Below are 15,309 nucleotides of genomic sequence, written 5' to 3' on the forward strand. Positions count from 1 at the left end.
GCCGCAGCCCCGCGGCGGGGTGCGCCGCCGCGGGACTGCGGGTGTGCCGCCGCGGGGGTGCGGAGTGCGCCGCCGCGGGGCCGCGGAGTTCGTCCGGTGTGCCCGGTGGGCCGGTGCGGCTGCGCGGTCCCGGGCTGTGCGGTCCCGGGCGGCACGCCCCCGCCACCGGCCCGCGCAGGCGCACGTCAGACCACCCGAGCCAGGGACCGCGCGGGCACAGGCCCCAGCACCCCGGCCGGCATCCCCATACGGGCACCCCTCAGGGCACCCCGACCGGAAGCCCCGTACCGGCAGAAGCGCAGAACGCGGCCCCGCCGGAAACCCCGCACAGGCAGATGGGCAGGGCGCGCCCCTGCCGCCGGAAGGCCCGTACAGGCAGGAGGGGCAGGGCGCACCCCCGCCGGAAACCCCGCACAGGCAGAAGCGCACAGCGCACCCCCGCCGCCGGAAGACCCGTACCGGCAGGAGGGCAGGGCGCGCCCCGCCGCAGGGCTTGCGCGTGCGCCGGTCAGGGGGCCTTCGTGACCGGGGCCGAGGGCTGCTCCGGGATGGTGGCGGTGACCGCTTCCGGGCCCGTCGGGCGCGTGGGCGCGAGGGTGCCCGCCTCGATCTCCGCGGTGAAGTGGCAGGCGACCCGGTGGCCGTCGCCCGTGTCCGTCAGCTCGGGACGGTCCTGCGCGCAGCGGGGCTGGGCCCACGGGCACCGCGTGTGGAAGCGGCAGCCCGCCGGAGGGGCGGCCGGGGAGGGCAGGTCCCCGTGCAGCAGGATCCGCTCGCGGCGGTCCTCCACCTCCGGGTCGGGGACGGGGACCGCCGACATGAGGGCGCGCGTGTACGGGTGCTTCGGCGACTCGTACAGCGCGTCGCTCGGGGCCTCCTCGACGAGCGAGCCGAGGTACATGACGCCGATGACGTCCGAGATGTGCCGGACGACGGCCAGGTCGTGGGCGATGACCAGGTACGTCAGCCCGAGCTGCTCCTGGAGCTCCTCCAGCAGGTTGATGACCTGCGCCTGGATCGACACGTCCAGCGCGGAGACCGGCTCGTCGCAGATGATGACGTCCGGTTCGAGGACGAGCGCGCGGGCGATCCCGATGCGCTGGCGCTGCCCGCCGGAGAACTCGTGCGGGTAGCGGGACAGGGCGTTCGACGGGAGGCCGACCCGTTCCAGGATCGCCTTGATCCGGTTGCGCCGGTCCTCCTGGTCGTCGCCGATGCCGTGCGCCAGCATGCCCTCCGTCAGGATGGACTCGATGTTCTGGCGGGGGTTGAGGCTGCCCAGAGGGTCCTGGAACACCATCTGGAGCCTCCGGCGGAACCTGCGCATCTGCTCCTCGGGGAGCGCCGCAAGGTCCGTGCCGTCGAAGACGACGGAGCCGTCGGTGATGTCCACCAGCCGCAGCACCGCGCGGCCCAGCGTGGTCTTGCCGCAGCCGGACTCGCCGACCAGGCCGTACGTCTGCCCGGCCTCGACCTTCAGGGACACCCCGTCGACCGCGTACACGTGGCCGACCGTGCGGTCGAAGAGCAGTCCCTTCTTGACCGGGAAGTGGACCTTCACTCCGTCCAGTTCGAGCAGGCTCATGCCTGGACCCCCTCGGGCAGGATCGGGTTGACGCAGCGGACCTGGTGGCCGGCGTTCCCGGGTTCGGTCAGGGCGGGCGTGCCCGACAGGCACTCCAGCGTGTAGTGGTCGCAGCGCGGGGCGAACGCGCAGCCGTCAACCCAGGCGATCTTGTCGTTGATGGAGCCGCGGATCGGGTGGAGCGGCTCGCCGCGCGGCGCGTCCAGCCGGGGGATGGAGCCCAGCAGACCGTGCGCGTACGGGTGCGTGGGGTGGGCGAACAGCTCGCGGCGGTCCGCCGTCTCCACGGCCTTGCCCGCGTACAGGACGTTGACCTGGTCGCAGAGCCCGGCCACCACGCCGAGGTCGTGGGTGATCATCAGCAGGGCCGTGCCCTCCTGGTCCACGAGCTCCTTCAGCAGTTCCAGGATCTGGGCCTGGATCGTCACGTCCAGTGCGGTCGTCGGCTCGTCGGCGATCAGCAGGCGCGGTGCGCAGGCGACCGCCATGGCGATCAGGGCCCGCTGGCGCATGCCGCCCGACATCTGGTGGGGGTACTCCTTCAGCCTGCGGTGCGGGTCGGGGATGCCGACGCGGTCCAGCAGGTGCGCGGCCTCCTTCCGGGCCGCCTCGCCCTTCATGCCGCGGTGGCGCTGGAGGATCTCGGTGACCTGGACGCCGATCGGGACGACCGGGTTCAGCGAGGACAGCGGGTCCTGGAAGATCATCGCGAGTCGGCTGCCGCGCATGTCGCGCAGCCTGCGCGGGTTCATGGCGAGCAGGTCCTCGCCGTCGAACTCGGCGCGCCCGCCGATCGTCACGCCCTTGCGGGGCAGCAGGCCCATGAGGGCGAGCGACGTGACGGACTTGCCGCAGCCGGACTCGCCGACCAGGCCCACGACCTGGCCCTGGTCGACGGTGAAGGAGACGCCGTCCACGGCGGCGGTGGGCGTCCGGCCACGTCCGTCGAACGTCACGGTGAGTTCGTCAACACTGAGCAGTGGCATGGTCGTTCAGCCTCGCAGCTTCGGGTCGAGGGCTTCCCGCATGGCCTCGCCGAGCAGGGTGAAGCCGAGGGCGGTGATGACGATCCCGACCGCCGGGTAGACGGCCATCATCGGCGCGTTGTCGAAGAACCGCTGCGCCTGGGCGAGCATCACGCCCCACTCGGGCACGGCGGGATCCGGGTTGCCCAGACCGAGGTACGACAGCGCGGCCGCCTCGATGATCGCGGTGGCGAGGCTGAGGGTCGCCTGGACGATCACGGGGCTGAGCGAGTTGGGGAGGATCTGGGTGACGACGATCCGCTTCTTCCTCACGCCGAGCGCCTTCGCCGCCAGGACGTAGTCGGAACCGCCCTGCGCCAGCATGGAGCCGCGCAGCAGGCGGGCGAAGACGGGGATCTGCACGACACCGACGGCGATCATCACGGTGGTGAGCGACTGGCCCATCACGGCCGCGATGGACACGGCGAGGAGCAGCGACGGGAGCGACAGCAGCATGTCGATGAACCGCATGACGACGGTGTCGACCCGCCGTCCCGCCCGGCCGCCGAGCGTGGCGGCGGCGCCGGACAGCATGCCGATGAGCGCACCGACCAGGAGGCCGATGAGCATTGACACGACACCGACGAGGAGGGTCTGGCGGGCGCCGACGAGCATCCTGGAGAACATGTCGCGCCCCAGGTGGTCCAGGCCGAACCAGTTCTCGGGGCGCGCACCGACGAACTGGCCGCGGTTGGCGAAGACCTCGCCGCGCCAGGTCTGCGCGGTCGGCGAGTACGGCACGAACCACGGGCCGACGACGGCGACGAGGACGAAGGCGGCGATGACCGCCGCGCCGATGACGGCCATCTTGCTGGCCTTGAGCCGCCGGAAGGCCTCGCGCCACAGGCTGGCGCCCGAGGTGGTCTCGGTCCGCTGGGTGAGCTCCGCCAGGCGGTCGATCTTGTCGGTCTTGGTGGACACGTCAGTTCACCCGCACTCTCGGGTCGATGAGGCTGTACGCCAGGTCCACCAGCAGGTTGATGACGACGTACACCATCGCGATGAACATGATGAAGCCGACGAGGACCGGGTAGTCGCGGGCGTCGATGGCGTCCTTGATGAAGGAGCCGATGCCGCCGAAGGCGAACACGGACTCGGTGAGGACGGCGCCGGACAGCAGGGATCCGGTGAGCAGACCGATCGCCGTGACCACCGGCAGCAGCGCGTTGCGCAGGACGTGCCGGAGGCGGATGACGCTCTTCTCCAGGCCCTTGGACTCGGCGGTGCGGATGTAGTCCTCGCCGAGGACCTCCAGCACACTGGCCCGGGTCATGCGGACGATGACGGCGAGCGGGATGGACGCCAGGGTCACGGCGGGCAGGACCAGGTGCATGACCGCGTCCCATGCGGCGTCGAACTCGCCGGTGAGGACGCCGTCCAGCACGGCGAAGCCGGTGACACTCGTCGCGTCGATGCCGGTCGAGAGTCTCCCGTAGCTCGGGAAGAGTCCGAGGTTGACGGCGAAGATGCCCTTGAGGATGAGGGCGAGGAAGAAGACCGGCACGCAGATGCCCACGAGGGAGCCGGAGACGGAGGCGACGTCCAGCCAGCCGCCGCGCCGCCGGGCGGCGAGGTAGCCGAGCGGGATGCCCACGGCGATGGCGATGAGCATGGCGGCCAGGCTGAGTTCGACGGTGGCCGGGAACCGCAGGGCGAACTCGTCCCAGACGGGCTGCCCGGTCTTGGTGGAGGTGCCCAGGTCGAGCTGGGCGATGCGCTTGAGGAAACGGCCGTACTGCACCCAGACGGGCTGGTCGAGCCCGAGTGCCCGGTTGATGCGGGCCACTTCGGTCGGCGTGGCGCGCTCGCCCAGGATCGCTGAGGCGGGTCCGCCGGGCAGTCGGTTCAGCCAGATGAAGAGGAGAACCGACAGGCCGAGCAGGGTGGGTATGAGCTGAAGCAGTCTTCGTACGACGAGTCGCAGCACCCCGCATGCCCCTTTCTTACGTCTACGCGAGAGCGGGTCCGCCCGGCCACGCTGGGTGTGGCCGGGCGGACCGCGCGTGCGGTGGCGGTTACTTGAAGGAGACCTCGGCGAAGTTCTCCTGCGTCAGCGGGGAGACCTTCATCGGGACGACGTTCTTGCCGAACGCGATGGCCGGCGGCGACGAGGAGATCGGGAGACCCGGCAGGTACTCCATGATCTTCTCGTTGGCGGCCTTGTAGGCCTCGACGCGCTGGGCGGTGTCGGTCACCTTCGAGGCGCCGTTGACGGCGTCGAAGAGCGCGGGCTCCTTGAAGCCCCACTGCTTGTCGTACTTGGCGAACCAGGTGCCGATGAAGTTGTAGCCGTCGTTGAAGTCACCGGTCCAGCCCAGCATGTGCAGGGCGCAGGCACCGGCCTCGGTGGCGTCCAGGTAGTCCGGCGCCCACTTCATCGGCTTCGGCGTGACGGTGATGCCGGCCTTCTCCAGGTCGGCCTTCATCTGCTCGAAGATGTCCTGCGGAGCCGGCATGTAGGGCCGGGTCACCTCGGTCGGGTAGCAGAACTCCAGCTTCAGGCCGGACTCGCCGGCGTCCTTCAGCAGCTGCTTCGCCTTGGCGGTGTCGAACGGGTACGTCTTCACCTTGTCCGACCAGCCGGCGACGGTGTCCGGCATGAACTGCGTGGCGACCTTGCCGCCCTCGGGCAGCTGCGTCTTGACGATGTTCTCGCGGTCGATGGCGTGCGCGATGGCCTGGCGGACCTCGGGCTTCTGCAGCGCGGGGTTCTTCTCCTGGGTCATGCCCAGGTAGAAGATGTTGAAGACGTCACGCGTGGGGACCTCGAAGCCCTCCTTTTCGAGGGTCTTGACGTCCGCCGGGGACACCAGGTCGTAGCCGTCGATGTCACCGGCCTGGAGCGCCTGACGGCGGCCCTCCTCGGTGGGGATCGTCCGGAAGACCAGGTTCTTCACCTTGGCCTTCTCGCCCCAGTAGTCGTCGAAGCGCTCAAGGGTGATCTCCTTGTTGCCCTTGTTCCACTTGACGATCTTGTACGGGCCGGTGCCGGCGACCGTGCCGGCTTCCTGGCTGTACGCGGGGTAGGTGATGGCGTCGCCGCTGCCGCCGGCAGCCTGCTTCTGGTACTCCTTGAGGGCCTTCGGCGAGTGGATCGCCAGGGCCTGGAGGGAGAAGCCGCCGGGCAGGTTGGCGGACGGCTCGTACACCTCGATGACGGCGGTGTGGTCGTCCTTGGCGGTGCAGCCCTTGTAGTTGGGCTTCGGGGCTTCCTTGTCCTCGTTCTTGGCGAAGCCGCCCATGATCTTCTGCCAGTAGTACGAGACCGCGCTCGACTGGTACGTGCCCGTCCAGTTGAACCAGTGGTCGTAGTTGGCGCAGACGGCGGCCGCGTTGAAGGTCTCCCCGTCGTGGAACTTCACGCCCTTGCGGAGGTTGAAGGTCCACACCTTGCCGGCCGGGTCACTGGACCACTTCTCGGCGAGGCCGCCGACGAGTTCGCTGCCGCCGGACTCGTGCTCCAGCAGGGCCTCGAAGGCCTGGCGCGTCACACGGAACGTCTCGCCGTCGCTGGCGAGTGCGGGGTCGAGAGAACCCGGGTCACCCGCGCCGGCGAACACGAACGTGTCCTTTCCGCCACCCTCCCCCTTGCCGCTGTCCTTGTCGCGCTCGCTGGCGCAGCCCGTGGCGATCATTCCGACGGCCAGCGCCGCGGTGACCGCCCGGACCGCACGGGACTTGAATATTCGCATGGGCCACCCCTGGTTTGGCCTAGTGAATGAGGTCTTGAGTGGGCCGAACACTACCCACGGGTGGACCTGCGGAGAACAGTCCGGATAGCGGTGATACCTAGTCGAGACCCGGACAGTCGCCAAACCGGTCCCATCCGGGACAAGCCCGCTGGGCGCGTTAACACGCCGGACACACAGGGGACTTCACGGCGCGTTCCGCGGGGTCGCGGAGAGGAAGGTCAGCGCTGCTGCGGGTAGCCGTAACCGGCCGTGCCGGGCGCCGGCGGGGCGGCGAGGTGGGCATCGCGGTCGTAGAAGGGGCGGGCGTGGGCGCGCAGCCACATCGCGACCGGGTCGTACGGGTCGGACATCGCGACCGTGGAGACCGGCAGCCCGTCGGGAACGGCGCCGACGGACTGCTGCATCATGGCGCGCACGGCGTCGACGGAGCCGGGGCTCGTGTCGTACAGGTCGAGGCCGATGGCGAGGTACGGGGTGCCGAGCGCCGGCTGCACCCAGGCCCGGCGCAGCGAGCGGACGGCGGCGGTCCGGTGCGCGTTCTGGGTGAGCAGGGCGTAGAACTGCGGAAGCTGGAGCGCGGGTTCCCCGAGCCGCAGGGGGCCCGCGGGCATGCGGTCCAGCCCGGTGGCGATGCGGCGCAGGTCGGCCCACGGGACGCCGACGCCGCCGCCGGGGGCGTGCGGGTTGAGCCAGATGCCCCAGCGGTCGGGGTAGAGGGTGCGGGCCACGTCGCGGACGGCGACGACCTCGTGGTCGCGGTTCCAGCCGGAGGCGGCGAGCTCCTGGGCGGAGGTCACGCAGGGGGCGTAGCCGTGCCCGTCGAGTTCGACGTTGCCGTACTGCGCGTCGGGCGACCCGGCCCGGCCGTGCCACAGCAGCATCCACACCTGGCTGTCGGCCAGTGCGTGCAGCAGGGCCTCGTAGGCGTCGTAGCGGCCGGGCGTGACCTGCCGCAGCATGTGCTCCACGTGACCGGCCGCCGCCGTGCCTGACGCGCTCACTGGATCCCGCCCCTCGTTCCGCGTGGTGTCCGGTCCAGCTTAAGCGGCCGCCCGGCGCGGGGCGCCGCCCAGGCGCCGTGTTCCGCCGGTCGGCGGGGGCGGGCGGCGGTCAGGACGCGGGGGCGCGGTCGTAGAAGGGGCGGACCTTCTCGCGCATCCAGTCGCCGACGGGGTCCTGCGCGACGTCGAGCAGGATGAGGTTCACCGGCCAGGGCACCGGGACCCGGCCGAGGGCCCGGCCCAGGGCGTCCAGCGGGGCGGTGCGGTCGGCGTCCCCCCACGACGAGAGCTGGACGCCGACGAAGAGGGCGGGCGGGTCGCCCTCGATGCTCGCGAGGGCGCGGCGGGCGGTGAGGACGAGGCCCGCGGCCTCGAACTCCTGGCCGGCCGCGGCGAGGAAGTCGACGGGGTCGTCCTTCCAGTCCGGCTCGAAGAGGCGGACGCGGCCCCGGTCGCGGGGCCGTCCAGCGGGCTGCGCCCGGCGCGGCACAGCTCGGCGACGGCCGGCGGCGGCAGCGGCACGCCGACGGCGCCGCCGGGGTTCACGGCGATGCCGAGCTGCGGCGGGAGCCCGCGGGCGACCTCCACGGCGGGCGCCACGGCGAAGGCCATGTGGTCGCCGGCGCAGGCGCGCAGCTGCGCCTCGGAGCTGAAGACGGGCACGTACGGCTGTCCGTCGACCTCCAGCGTCGGCAGGTCGAGTCCGGGGCCGCCGGGACCGGCGCTGTCGGGGCCGCCGCCCTTGGGGAGGGGCACCCACACGTGGCTGCGGCCGAGGACCTCGCCGATGCGCGGTCCCGCGCCGGGGTGGCCGACGGAGGCGGCGAGGACCTCTTCGAGCTCGTTGGCGGGCCAGGCGGTGGCGGCTGCTGCGTGGTCCAAGGCGCTCCATCCCTTCCCGCGCGGGGCACTTGGGTCTCCGCAGCACCCTAGCGCGACGGCCCGCGGGGGCGGTCGGCCGGGGCGGCGGGGGCGGTTGCGGCGGCCGGAACAGCCCCGGCGGCCGGGGTGGTCTGTGCCCGCCCGGTCGGCGGCGCGGCGGCCGCGCGGCGGCCGGGGTGGCCTGTGCCCGCCCGGCCGACCAGGCCGGCGGCGGCCGAGCGGCGGCCGGGCCCGGGCGGGAGATGTCGGCGGGGTGCCGCGGGGCGGGGCTGCCGTGGTGGGCCGAGGGCCGTCGTGGAGTCCGGGGCGGTCCCGGGCGGAGCGCCGCTGCGGGCCGGGTCGGCAGCAGGGCACCCGCCGGTTCCGGCCCCGGGGGCCGGCACCGCGGAGGGGACCGGCCCGATGGGCAGGCGGGGCACGCCCGCCGGGCGGAGTGGGCGGTCCGCCCCACCGGGCGGCCGGCTCCGGTCGCGGACGCCCCAGCCGGGCGGCAGCCCCGGGCCCCGCCGTCGTCAGCCGAAGGTGATGCGGGTCAGTGCGCCGGCGGCCGCCCGGTCGAGCAGCACCGCGGAGGCGCAGCCGCCCGGCAGCACGCCCCGCTCGGCGTCGCGCAGCAGCCGGGCGACGGCCCCGCGGTGCCGGGCGAAGGCGTACGCGGAGACGCCGCGGCCCCGCTCGCGCTGGCCCGCGCGGGCGGTGTCGGGGTCCACGTCGAGCAGCAGCAGGTGCAGCGTGCGGCCCCGCCGCCTGGCCTCCCGGGCGAGCCAGCGGCGGACCCAGGACTGGGTGCCGCAGTCGTGGACGACGAGGCTGCGGCCGGAGCGCAGGGCGCTCCACAGCCCGGCGTAGTGGGCGGCCCGTACGAGCGGGCGGTAGACCGCGTACGGGACGATCCGGGGGACCCTGCGCTCCCAGCGCTCGCGGACGTCCTGGGAGTCGACGGCGCGGCCGGGCACGGCGCGCCGCATCAGCGTGGACTTGCCGCTGCCCGGCAGCCCGGACACCACCACGAGGTCGCCCTCCGCGAAGACCAGCTCCCGGGGGCCCCGCCCGGCCCGGTCGCGCAGGTCGCGCAGCACGGCGGCGGCCGTCGGCGGGGCGCCCGCACACAGGGGTGCGCCGCCCGCGGGGAGCGGGACGGCGGTGGTGTCGCCGCGGGCGGGCAGCCCGGACGGCGCGGGCACCCCCGCGGTCACGGCGTACGCCTCGGACCGCTGCAATGTCATGGCCCCTCCCGGGTCGGCTTTCCACAGCCTGCCCACGAAGTGTAAAGAACCGGTAATAAGTCTCAAGTGATTTGCCGACAAGTCGAGGGTTTGCCGATCGGGACCCTCGTGCAATGATGTGCGCGCCGACAACCGCATACCGGCCGATCGAATCCGTGCGGGAGAGTTCCGGACCAGCCGCAGTCGCTGGCCCGGGCGCCGAAGGAGCAAGTCCCTCCCTTGAATCTCTCAGGCCCCGCACCGCACGGGTGAGGCAGATCTGAAAAGCGAGCCGCCCCCCGTTCCGGGCGGACGGCTCCACCCAAGGTGCAAGCCGCGCCCGGCGGGTCCTCCCGCGGGTCACGGCGAACCTCTCAGGTTCCGATGACAGATGGGGAGGAATCGTCCTCGCCATTGCCGCCCCCTGGACCTGGGAGCCCCCTTACATGAGCACTTCCCCGCGCCGTACGGCCCTTGATGCGCTGCATCGTTCGCTGGGCGCCACCATGACCGACTTCGCCGGCTGGGACATGCCGCTGCGGTACGGCAGCGAGCGCGACGAGCACCAGGCCGTCCGTACGAGGGCCGGCCTCTTCGACCTCTCCCACATGGGCGAGATCACCGTGACGGGCCCGCAGGCCGCGGACCTGCTGGACTACGCGCTCGTCGGCAACATCGGCGGTGTCGGCACCGGCCGCGCCCGCTACACGATGATCTGCCGGGAGGACGGCGGCATCCTCGACGACCTGATCGTGTACCGGCTCCAAGAGCAGGAGTACATGGTCGTCGCCAACGCCTCGAACGCACAGGTCGTGCTGGACGCGCTGACCGAGCGCGCGGCCGGCTTCGACGCCGAGGTGCGCGACGACCGCGACGCGTACGCGCTCATCGCCGTCCAGGGCCCCGAGTCACCCGGCATCCTGAAGTCCCTCACCGACGCGGACCTGGACGGCCTGAAGTACTACGCCGGCCTGCCCGGCACGGTCGCGGGCGTGCCCGCGCTGATCGCCCGTACCGGCTACACCGGGGAGGACGGCTTCGAACTGTTCGTGGCGCCGGAGCACGCCGAGCCGCTGTGGCGGGCCCTCACCGAGGCGGGCGCCCCGGTCGGGCTCATCCCCTGCGGCCTGTCCTGCCGGGACACGCTGCGCCTGGAGGCGGGCATGCCGCTGTACGGGCAGGAGCTGACCACGGAGCTGACCCCGTTCGACGCGGGCCTCGGGCGGGTCGTGAAGTTCGAGAAGGCCGGCGACTTCGTGGGCCGCGCGGCGCTCGCGGCCGCCGCCGAGCGCGCCGAGTCGGCGCCGCCGCGCAAGCTGGTCGGGCTGGTCGCCGAGGGCCGCCGGGTGCCGCGCGCCGGGATGGACGTGGTCGCGGGCGGCGAGGTCGTCGGCCGGGTCACCTCCGGCGCCCCCTCCCCCACGCTGGGCAAGCCGATCGCCATGGCGTACGTCGACGCGGCCCACGCCGCCCCCGGCACGGCGGGCGTCGGTGTCGACATCCGCGGCACCAGCGAGCCGTACGAGGTCGTGGCGCTGCCGTTCTACAAGCGCCAGAAGTGACATAAAGGCGTCAAAAGCGACGCTCGCGCCCGCGTGCGCCCCCGTTCCTCACCAGTCCCCCGCGTACAGGAGAATTCACGTCATGAGCAACCCCACCGAGCTGCGCTACAGCAAGGAGCACGAGTGGCTGTCGGCCGCCGAGGACGGCGTCTCGACGGTCGGCATCACGGAGCACGCGGCGAACGCCCTGGGCGACGTCGTGTACGTCCAGCTCCCCGAGGTCGGCGAGACGGTCACCGCCAACGAGACCTGCGGCGAGCTGGAGTCCACCAAGTCCGTCAGCGACCTCTACTCGCCGGTGACCGGTGAGATCACCGAGGTCAACCAGGAGGTCGTGGACGACCCCTCCCTGGTCAACACCGCCCCCTTCGAGGGCGGCTGGCTGTTCAAGGTGCGCGTCACGGAGGAGCCCGAGGGCCTGCTCTCCGCCGACGAGTACACCGAGTACGCCGGCTGACCGGCCGCCGCACCCGGACACCCGACACCTTCACCCACCCGTAGGGACCGCGTGATGTCGCTTCTGAACACCCCTCTCCACGAGCTGGACCCGGACGTCGCCGCCGCCGTCGACGCCGAGCTCCGCCGCCAGCAGAACACCCTTGAGATGATCGCCTCGGAGAACTTCGCTCCGGTCGCGGTCATGGAGGCCCAGGGCTCCGTCCTCACCAACAAGTACGCCGAGGGCTACCCCGGCCGCCGCTACTACGGCGGCTGCGAGCACGTCGACGTGGTCGAGCAGATCGCCATCGACCGCATCAAGGACCTCTTCGGCGCCGAGCACGCGAACGTGCAGCCGCACTCGGGCGCCCAGGCCAACGCGGCGGCGATGTTCGCGCTGCTGAAGCCGGGCGACACGATCATGGGTCTGAACCTCGCGCACGGCGGGCACCTGACCCACGGCATGAAGATCAACTTCTCCGGCAAGCTCTACAACGTGGTCGCGTACCACGTGGACGAGACCGGCGTGGTCGACATGGCGGAGGTCGAGCGCCTCGCCAAGGAGTCCAAGCCGAAGCTGATCGTGGCCGGCTGGTCCGCCTACCCGCGCCAGCTGGACTTCCCCGCGTTCCGCCGGATCGCGGACGAGGTCGGCGCGTACCTGATGGTCGACATGGCCCACTTCGCGGGCCTGGTCGCCGCCGGGCTGCACCCCAACCCGGTGCCGCACGCCCACGTGGTCACCACGACCACCCACAAGACCCTGGGCGGCCCGCGCGGCGGTGTGATCCTCTCCACGGCCGAGCTCGCCAAGAAGATCAACTCCGCGGTCTTCCCCGGCCAGCAGGGCGGCCCGCTGGAGCACGTCATCGCGGCGAAGGCGGTCGCCTTCAAGGTCGCGGCGAGCGAGGAGTTCAAGGAGCGCCAGCAGCGCACGGTGGAGGGCGCCCGCATCCTCGCCGAGCGCCTCGTCCGGGACGACGTCAAGGCCGTGGGCGTGGACGTCCTGTCCGGCGGCACCGACGTGCACCTGGTCCTGGTGGACCTGCGCAACAGCGAGCTGGACGGCCAGCAGGCCGAGGACCGCCTCCACGAGGTCGGCATCACGGTCAACCGGAACGCGATCCCGAACGACCCGCGGCCCCCGATGGTCACCTCGGGCCTGCGGATCGGCACCCCGGCGCTGGCCACCCGCGGCTTCCAGGCGGAGGACTTCCGGGAGGTCGCGGACATCATCGCCGAGACCCTGAAGCCGGCCTACGACGCCGCCGCGCTGCGCGCCCGGGTCGAGACCCTCGCCGGGAAGCACCCGCTGTACCCCAGCCTGTGACGTTCGGCACGTAACGGACTATTTGCCGGGGCACCGCGCACACTGACACGGTGAGTGCGGTGCCCCGTCCCGTGCCCAGGCACCACCACCCCAGCCCCGACCCGCACCACCCCACCGGCAGACAGCGGCGTCTACCACCCAAGGAGTCCCCCCGTGGCCATCTCGGTCTTCGACCTGTTCTCGATCGGCATCGGGCCGTCCAGCTCCCACACCGTCGGCCCGATGCGGGCCGCCCGGATGTTCGTGCGCCGCCTCAAGAACGAGGGCGTGCTGGCCGCCACCGCTTCCGTGCGGTGCGAGCTGTACGGCTCCCTCGGCGCCACCGGACACGGGCACGGCACCCCCAAGGCGGTCCTCCTCGGTCTGGAGGGCGCATCGCCCCGCACGGTCGACGTGGAGTCCGCGGACGACCGGGTCGAGGCGATCAGGGCCGCGCGGCGGATCAACCTCCTGGGCGCCCACGAGATCGCCTTCGACTTCGACGAGGACCTCGTCCTGCACCGCCGCAAGGCGCTCCCCTACCACGCCAACGGCATGACCCTGTGGGCGTACGACGCCGACGGCGCTGCGCTGCTGGAGAAGACGTACTACTCGGTGGGCGGCGGGTTCGTCGTCGACGAGGACGCGGTCGGCGCCGACCGGATCAAGCTCGACGACACGTCCCTGAAGTACCCCTTCCGCACCGGGGACGAGCTGCTGCGCCTCACCCGCGAGACCGGCCTGTCGATCTCCGCGCTGATGCTGGAGAACGAGAAGGCGTGGCGCACCGAGCAGGAGATCCGCGAGGGACTCCTGGAGATCTGGCGGGTCATGCGGGAGTGCGTCGACCGCGGCATGTCCCGCGAGGGCATCCTCCCGGGCGGCCTGCGGGTCCGCCGCCGCGCCGCCACCACCGCCCGCAAGCTGCGCTCCGAGGGCGACCCGCTGGCGCTGTCCATGGAGTGGATCACGCTCTACGCGATGGCCGTGAACGAGGAGAACGCGGCGGGCGGGCGCGTCGTGACCGCGCCGACGAACGGCGCCGCCGGCATCATCCCGGCGGTCCTGCACTACTACGTGAACTTCGTGCCGGGCGCCGACGAGGACGGCGTGGTGCGCTTCCTGCTGGCGGCGGGCGCGATCGGCATGCTCTTCAAGGAGAACGCCTCCATCTCCGGCGCGGAGGTCGGCTGCCAGGGCGAGGTCGGCTCGGCCTGCTCGATGGCGGCGGGCGCCCTCGCCGAGGTGATGGGCGGTTCGCCGGAGCAGGTGGAGAACGCCGCCGAGATCGGCATGGAGCACAACCTGGGCCTGACCTGCGACCCGGTCGGCGGCCTGGTGCAGATCCCGTGCATCGAGCGCAACGGCATGGCCGCGGTGAAGGCGGTCACGGCGGCGCGGATGGCGATGCGCGGCGACGGCACGCACAAGGTGTCCCTGGACAAGGTCATCAAGACGATGAAGGACACCGGCGCCGACATGTCGGTCAAGTACAAGGAGACCGCGCGCGGCGGGCTCGCGGTGAACATCATCGAGTGCTGAGGAGGCGGCCCCCGGTGCCCCCGGGGGCCCGTCACACGCGGCGGCCACCCGGTGCGACACCGGGTGGCCGCGGCGGTGCTCGGCCGGGCGGGCCGGCCGGGGTGCTCAGGCCCTGCTGACGCGGGTCCAGAACTCGTCCCAGCTCAGCTGCCCGTCGCCGTTGGCGTCCTGCGCGTTGATGACGGCCTGGGCCACGGGCTCGGTGACGTTGAAGTCGCCCAGCTGCGCCATGACGCTCTTGTACTCGGCGGCCGTGATGAACCCGTCGCCGTCCGCGTCGAACCGGTCGAAAGCCTTGCGCGCGGCCTCGATGTCCGCCATCGCTCCACCCCTTAGTGATACCTGCTGTACGGCGGTCAGCGTACCGGCTGGACCGGGCGGCGCCTCCTGGGCCCCATCGGTGAGGATGGGCGCATGAGCGACGCAGTGGGACGCGTACTGGCCGCGGCCGCGCGGGGCGTGTTCCCGCCGCCTGACGGCTCCGTGGCGGTCGTCCCGCAGCCGGGTCCGCGGGACGCGGGGGTGCCGGCCTTCACCGCGCACTCGGTGGTGTTCGTCGACGAGGACCCCGCCTGGGTGCGCGCCCGGTTGGCGGCCGTGGGGAGGGACCCGCTGGCGGCCGCCGTGAACCCCCGCTTCCTCACCGCGCTGATGGACCGTACGGGGCGGTGGACGGACGGCGTCGACCTGCTGAGCGTCGCGGACCGGCTGCCGGGCGAACCCCCGGTGGGGTTGCGGGAGATCGAGGACCCCGGCCACCCGCGGGTCGTACGGGCCCGTGCGCACCGCGACGACGTGCGGGTATGGCGGGCGGACGAGGGCGGCGTGGTGGTCCTGGGCCGGGGGGTGCCGGGCCGCTGGGAGTGCGCGGTGGAGGTGGACGCGGAGGCGCGCGGCCGGGGCCTGGGCGCCCGGCTGGCCCTGGCCGCCCGGCATCTCGTGCCGGGCGGCCGCGTGTGGGCGCAGGCGTCGCCCGGCAACGCCCGCAGCGTGCGCGCCTTCCAGACGGCGGGCTACCGGCCGGTGTGCGCGGAGGTGCTGCTGACGGCGGGCTGACGCCGCGGGCCG

Annotated in this window: 13 protein-coding genes, 1 pseudogene and 1 riboswitch; of the genes and pseudogenes, 5 read left to right on the forward strand and 9 right to left on the reverse strand. The window is 72.6% G+C overall.

Features of this window, described 5'->3' with window-relative positions:
• Window positions 1-508: 508 nt before the first annotated feature.
• From L6E17_RS06675 to L6E17_RS06710, 8 genes and pseudogenes are all read right to left on the reverse strand, one after another.
• Complete coding sequence (locus L6E17_RS06675; protein ID WP_236239847.1) at window positions 509-1,585, reverse strand: ABC transporter ATP-binding protein; 1,077 nt, start codon at window positions 1,583-1,585, stop codon at window positions 509-511.
• A complete protein-coding gene (locus tag L6E17_RS06680) occupies window positions 1,582-2,571 on the reverse strand; it encodes an ABC transporter ATP-binding protein (RefSeq protein ID WP_236239848.1) in 990 nt (329 codons plus the stop codon). The genes L6E17_RS06675 and L6E17_RS06680 overlap by 4 nt, the downstream gene beginning before the upstream one ends.
• Window positions 2,572-2,577: 6 nt before the next feature.
• Window positions 2,578-3,531 carry an ABC transporter permease gene (locus tag L6E17_RS06685; RefSeq protein WP_236239849.1) on the reverse strand — a complete coding sequence of 318 codons (954 nt, stop codon included), beginning with the start codon at window positions 3,529-3,531 and terminating at the stop codon, window positions 2,578-2,580.
• 1 nt (window position 3,532) lies between these two features.
• Window positions 3,533-4,537: an ABC transporter permease gene (locus L6E17_RS06690; RefSeq protein ID WP_236239850.1), complete on the reverse strand. Its 1,005-nt coding sequence runs from the start codon at window positions 4,535-4,537 to the stop codon at window positions 3,533-3,535.
• Window positions 4,538-4,625: 88 nt separating this feature from the next.
• Window positions 4,626-6,302, reverse strand: coding sequence for an ABC transporter substrate-binding protein (locus L6E17_RS06695; protein WP_236239851.1), 1,677 nt, complete (start codon window positions 6,300-6,302; stop codon window positions 4,626-4,628).
• A gap of 218 nt (window positions 6,303-6,520) precedes the next feature.
• Entirely contained in the window at window positions 6,521-7,303 is a 783-nt protein-coding gene (locus L6E17_RS06700) for an enhanced serine sensitivity protein SseB C-terminal domain-containing protein (RefSeq protein ID WP_236239852.1), read from the reverse strand.
• A gap of 109 nt (window positions 7,304-7,412) precedes the next feature.
• Window positions 7,413-8,185: pseudogene (locus L6E17_RS06705) on the reverse strand (enhanced serine sensitivity protein SseB).
• Between the two features lie 512 nt (window positions 8,186-8,697).
• On the reverse strand, window positions 8,698-9,411 hold the full coding sequence (locus L6E17_RS06710; protein WP_236239853.1) for an AAA family ATPase: 714 nt from the start codon (window positions 9,409-9,411) through the stop codon (window positions 8,698-8,700).
• Between the two features lie 148 nt (window positions 9,412-9,559).
• Window positions 9,560-9,664, forward strand: a riboswitch (glycine riboswitch).
• Window positions 9,665-9,836: 172 nt separating this feature from the next.
• On the opposite strand from L6E17_RS06710, the gene gcvT reads away from it, so the two are divergent.
• The 4 genes from gcvT to L6E17_RS06730 all read left to right on the forward strand — a co-directional run bounded on the left by gcvT (window position 9,837) and on the right by L6E17_RS06730 (window position 14,241).
• On the forward strand, window positions 9,837-10,952 hold the full coding sequence (gcvT, locus tag L6E17_RS06715) for a glycine cleavage system aminomethyltransferase GcvT (protein WP_236239854.1): 1,116 nt from the start codon (window positions 9,837-9,839) through the stop codon (window positions 10,950-10,952).
• 82 nt (window positions 10,953-11,034) lie between these two features.
• The gene (gcvH, locus tag L6E17_RS06720) at window positions 11,035-11,409 is read left to right on the forward strand and encodes a glycine cleavage system protein GcvH (protein ID WP_236239855.1); all 375 of its coding nucleotides are present in this window, start codon (window positions 11,035-11,037) and stop codon (window positions 11,407-11,409) included.
• Window positions 11,410-11,463: 54 nt separating this feature from the next.
• The gene (gene glyA / locus L6E17_RS06725) at window positions 11,464-12,720 is read left to right on the forward strand and encodes a serine hydroxymethyltransferase (protein ID WP_236239856.1); all 1,257 of its coding nucleotides are present in this window, start codon (window positions 11,464-11,466) and stop codon (window positions 12,718-12,720) included.
• A gap of 153 nt (window positions 12,721-12,873) precedes the next feature.
• Complete coding sequence (locus tag L6E17_RS06730; RefSeq protein WP_236239857.1) at window positions 12,874-14,241, forward strand: L-serine ammonia-lyase; 1,368 nt, start codon at window positions 12,874-12,876, stop codon at window positions 14,239-14,241.
• Window positions 14,242-14,346: 105 nt separating this feature from the next.
• Here the strand turns inward: L6E17_RS06730 and L6E17_RS06735 are convergent, their stop codons facing one another.
• Complete coding sequence (locus L6E17_RS06735; RefSeq protein WP_236239858.1) at window positions 14,347-14,562, reverse strand: EF-hand domain-containing protein; 216 nt, start codon at window positions 14,560-14,562, stop codon at window positions 14,347-14,349.
• A 93-nt stretch (window positions 14,563-14,655) separates the two neighbouring features.
• On the opposite strand from L6E17_RS06735, the gene L6E17_RS06740 reads away from it, so the two are divergent.
• Window positions 14,656-15,297 carry a GNAT family N-acetyltransferase gene (locus tag L6E17_RS06740; RefSeq protein ID WP_236239859.1) on the forward strand — a complete coding sequence of 214 codons (642 nt, stop codon included), beginning with the start codon at window positions 14,656-14,658 and terminating at the stop codon, window positions 15,295-15,297.
• The last annotated feature ends 12 nt before the right edge of the window (window positions 15,298-15,309 follow it).

The organism is Streptomyces sp. CC228A (assembly GCF_021390935.1).
Classification (GTDB): Bacteria; Actinomycetota; Actinomycetes; order Streptomycetales; family Streptomycetaceae; genus Streptomyces.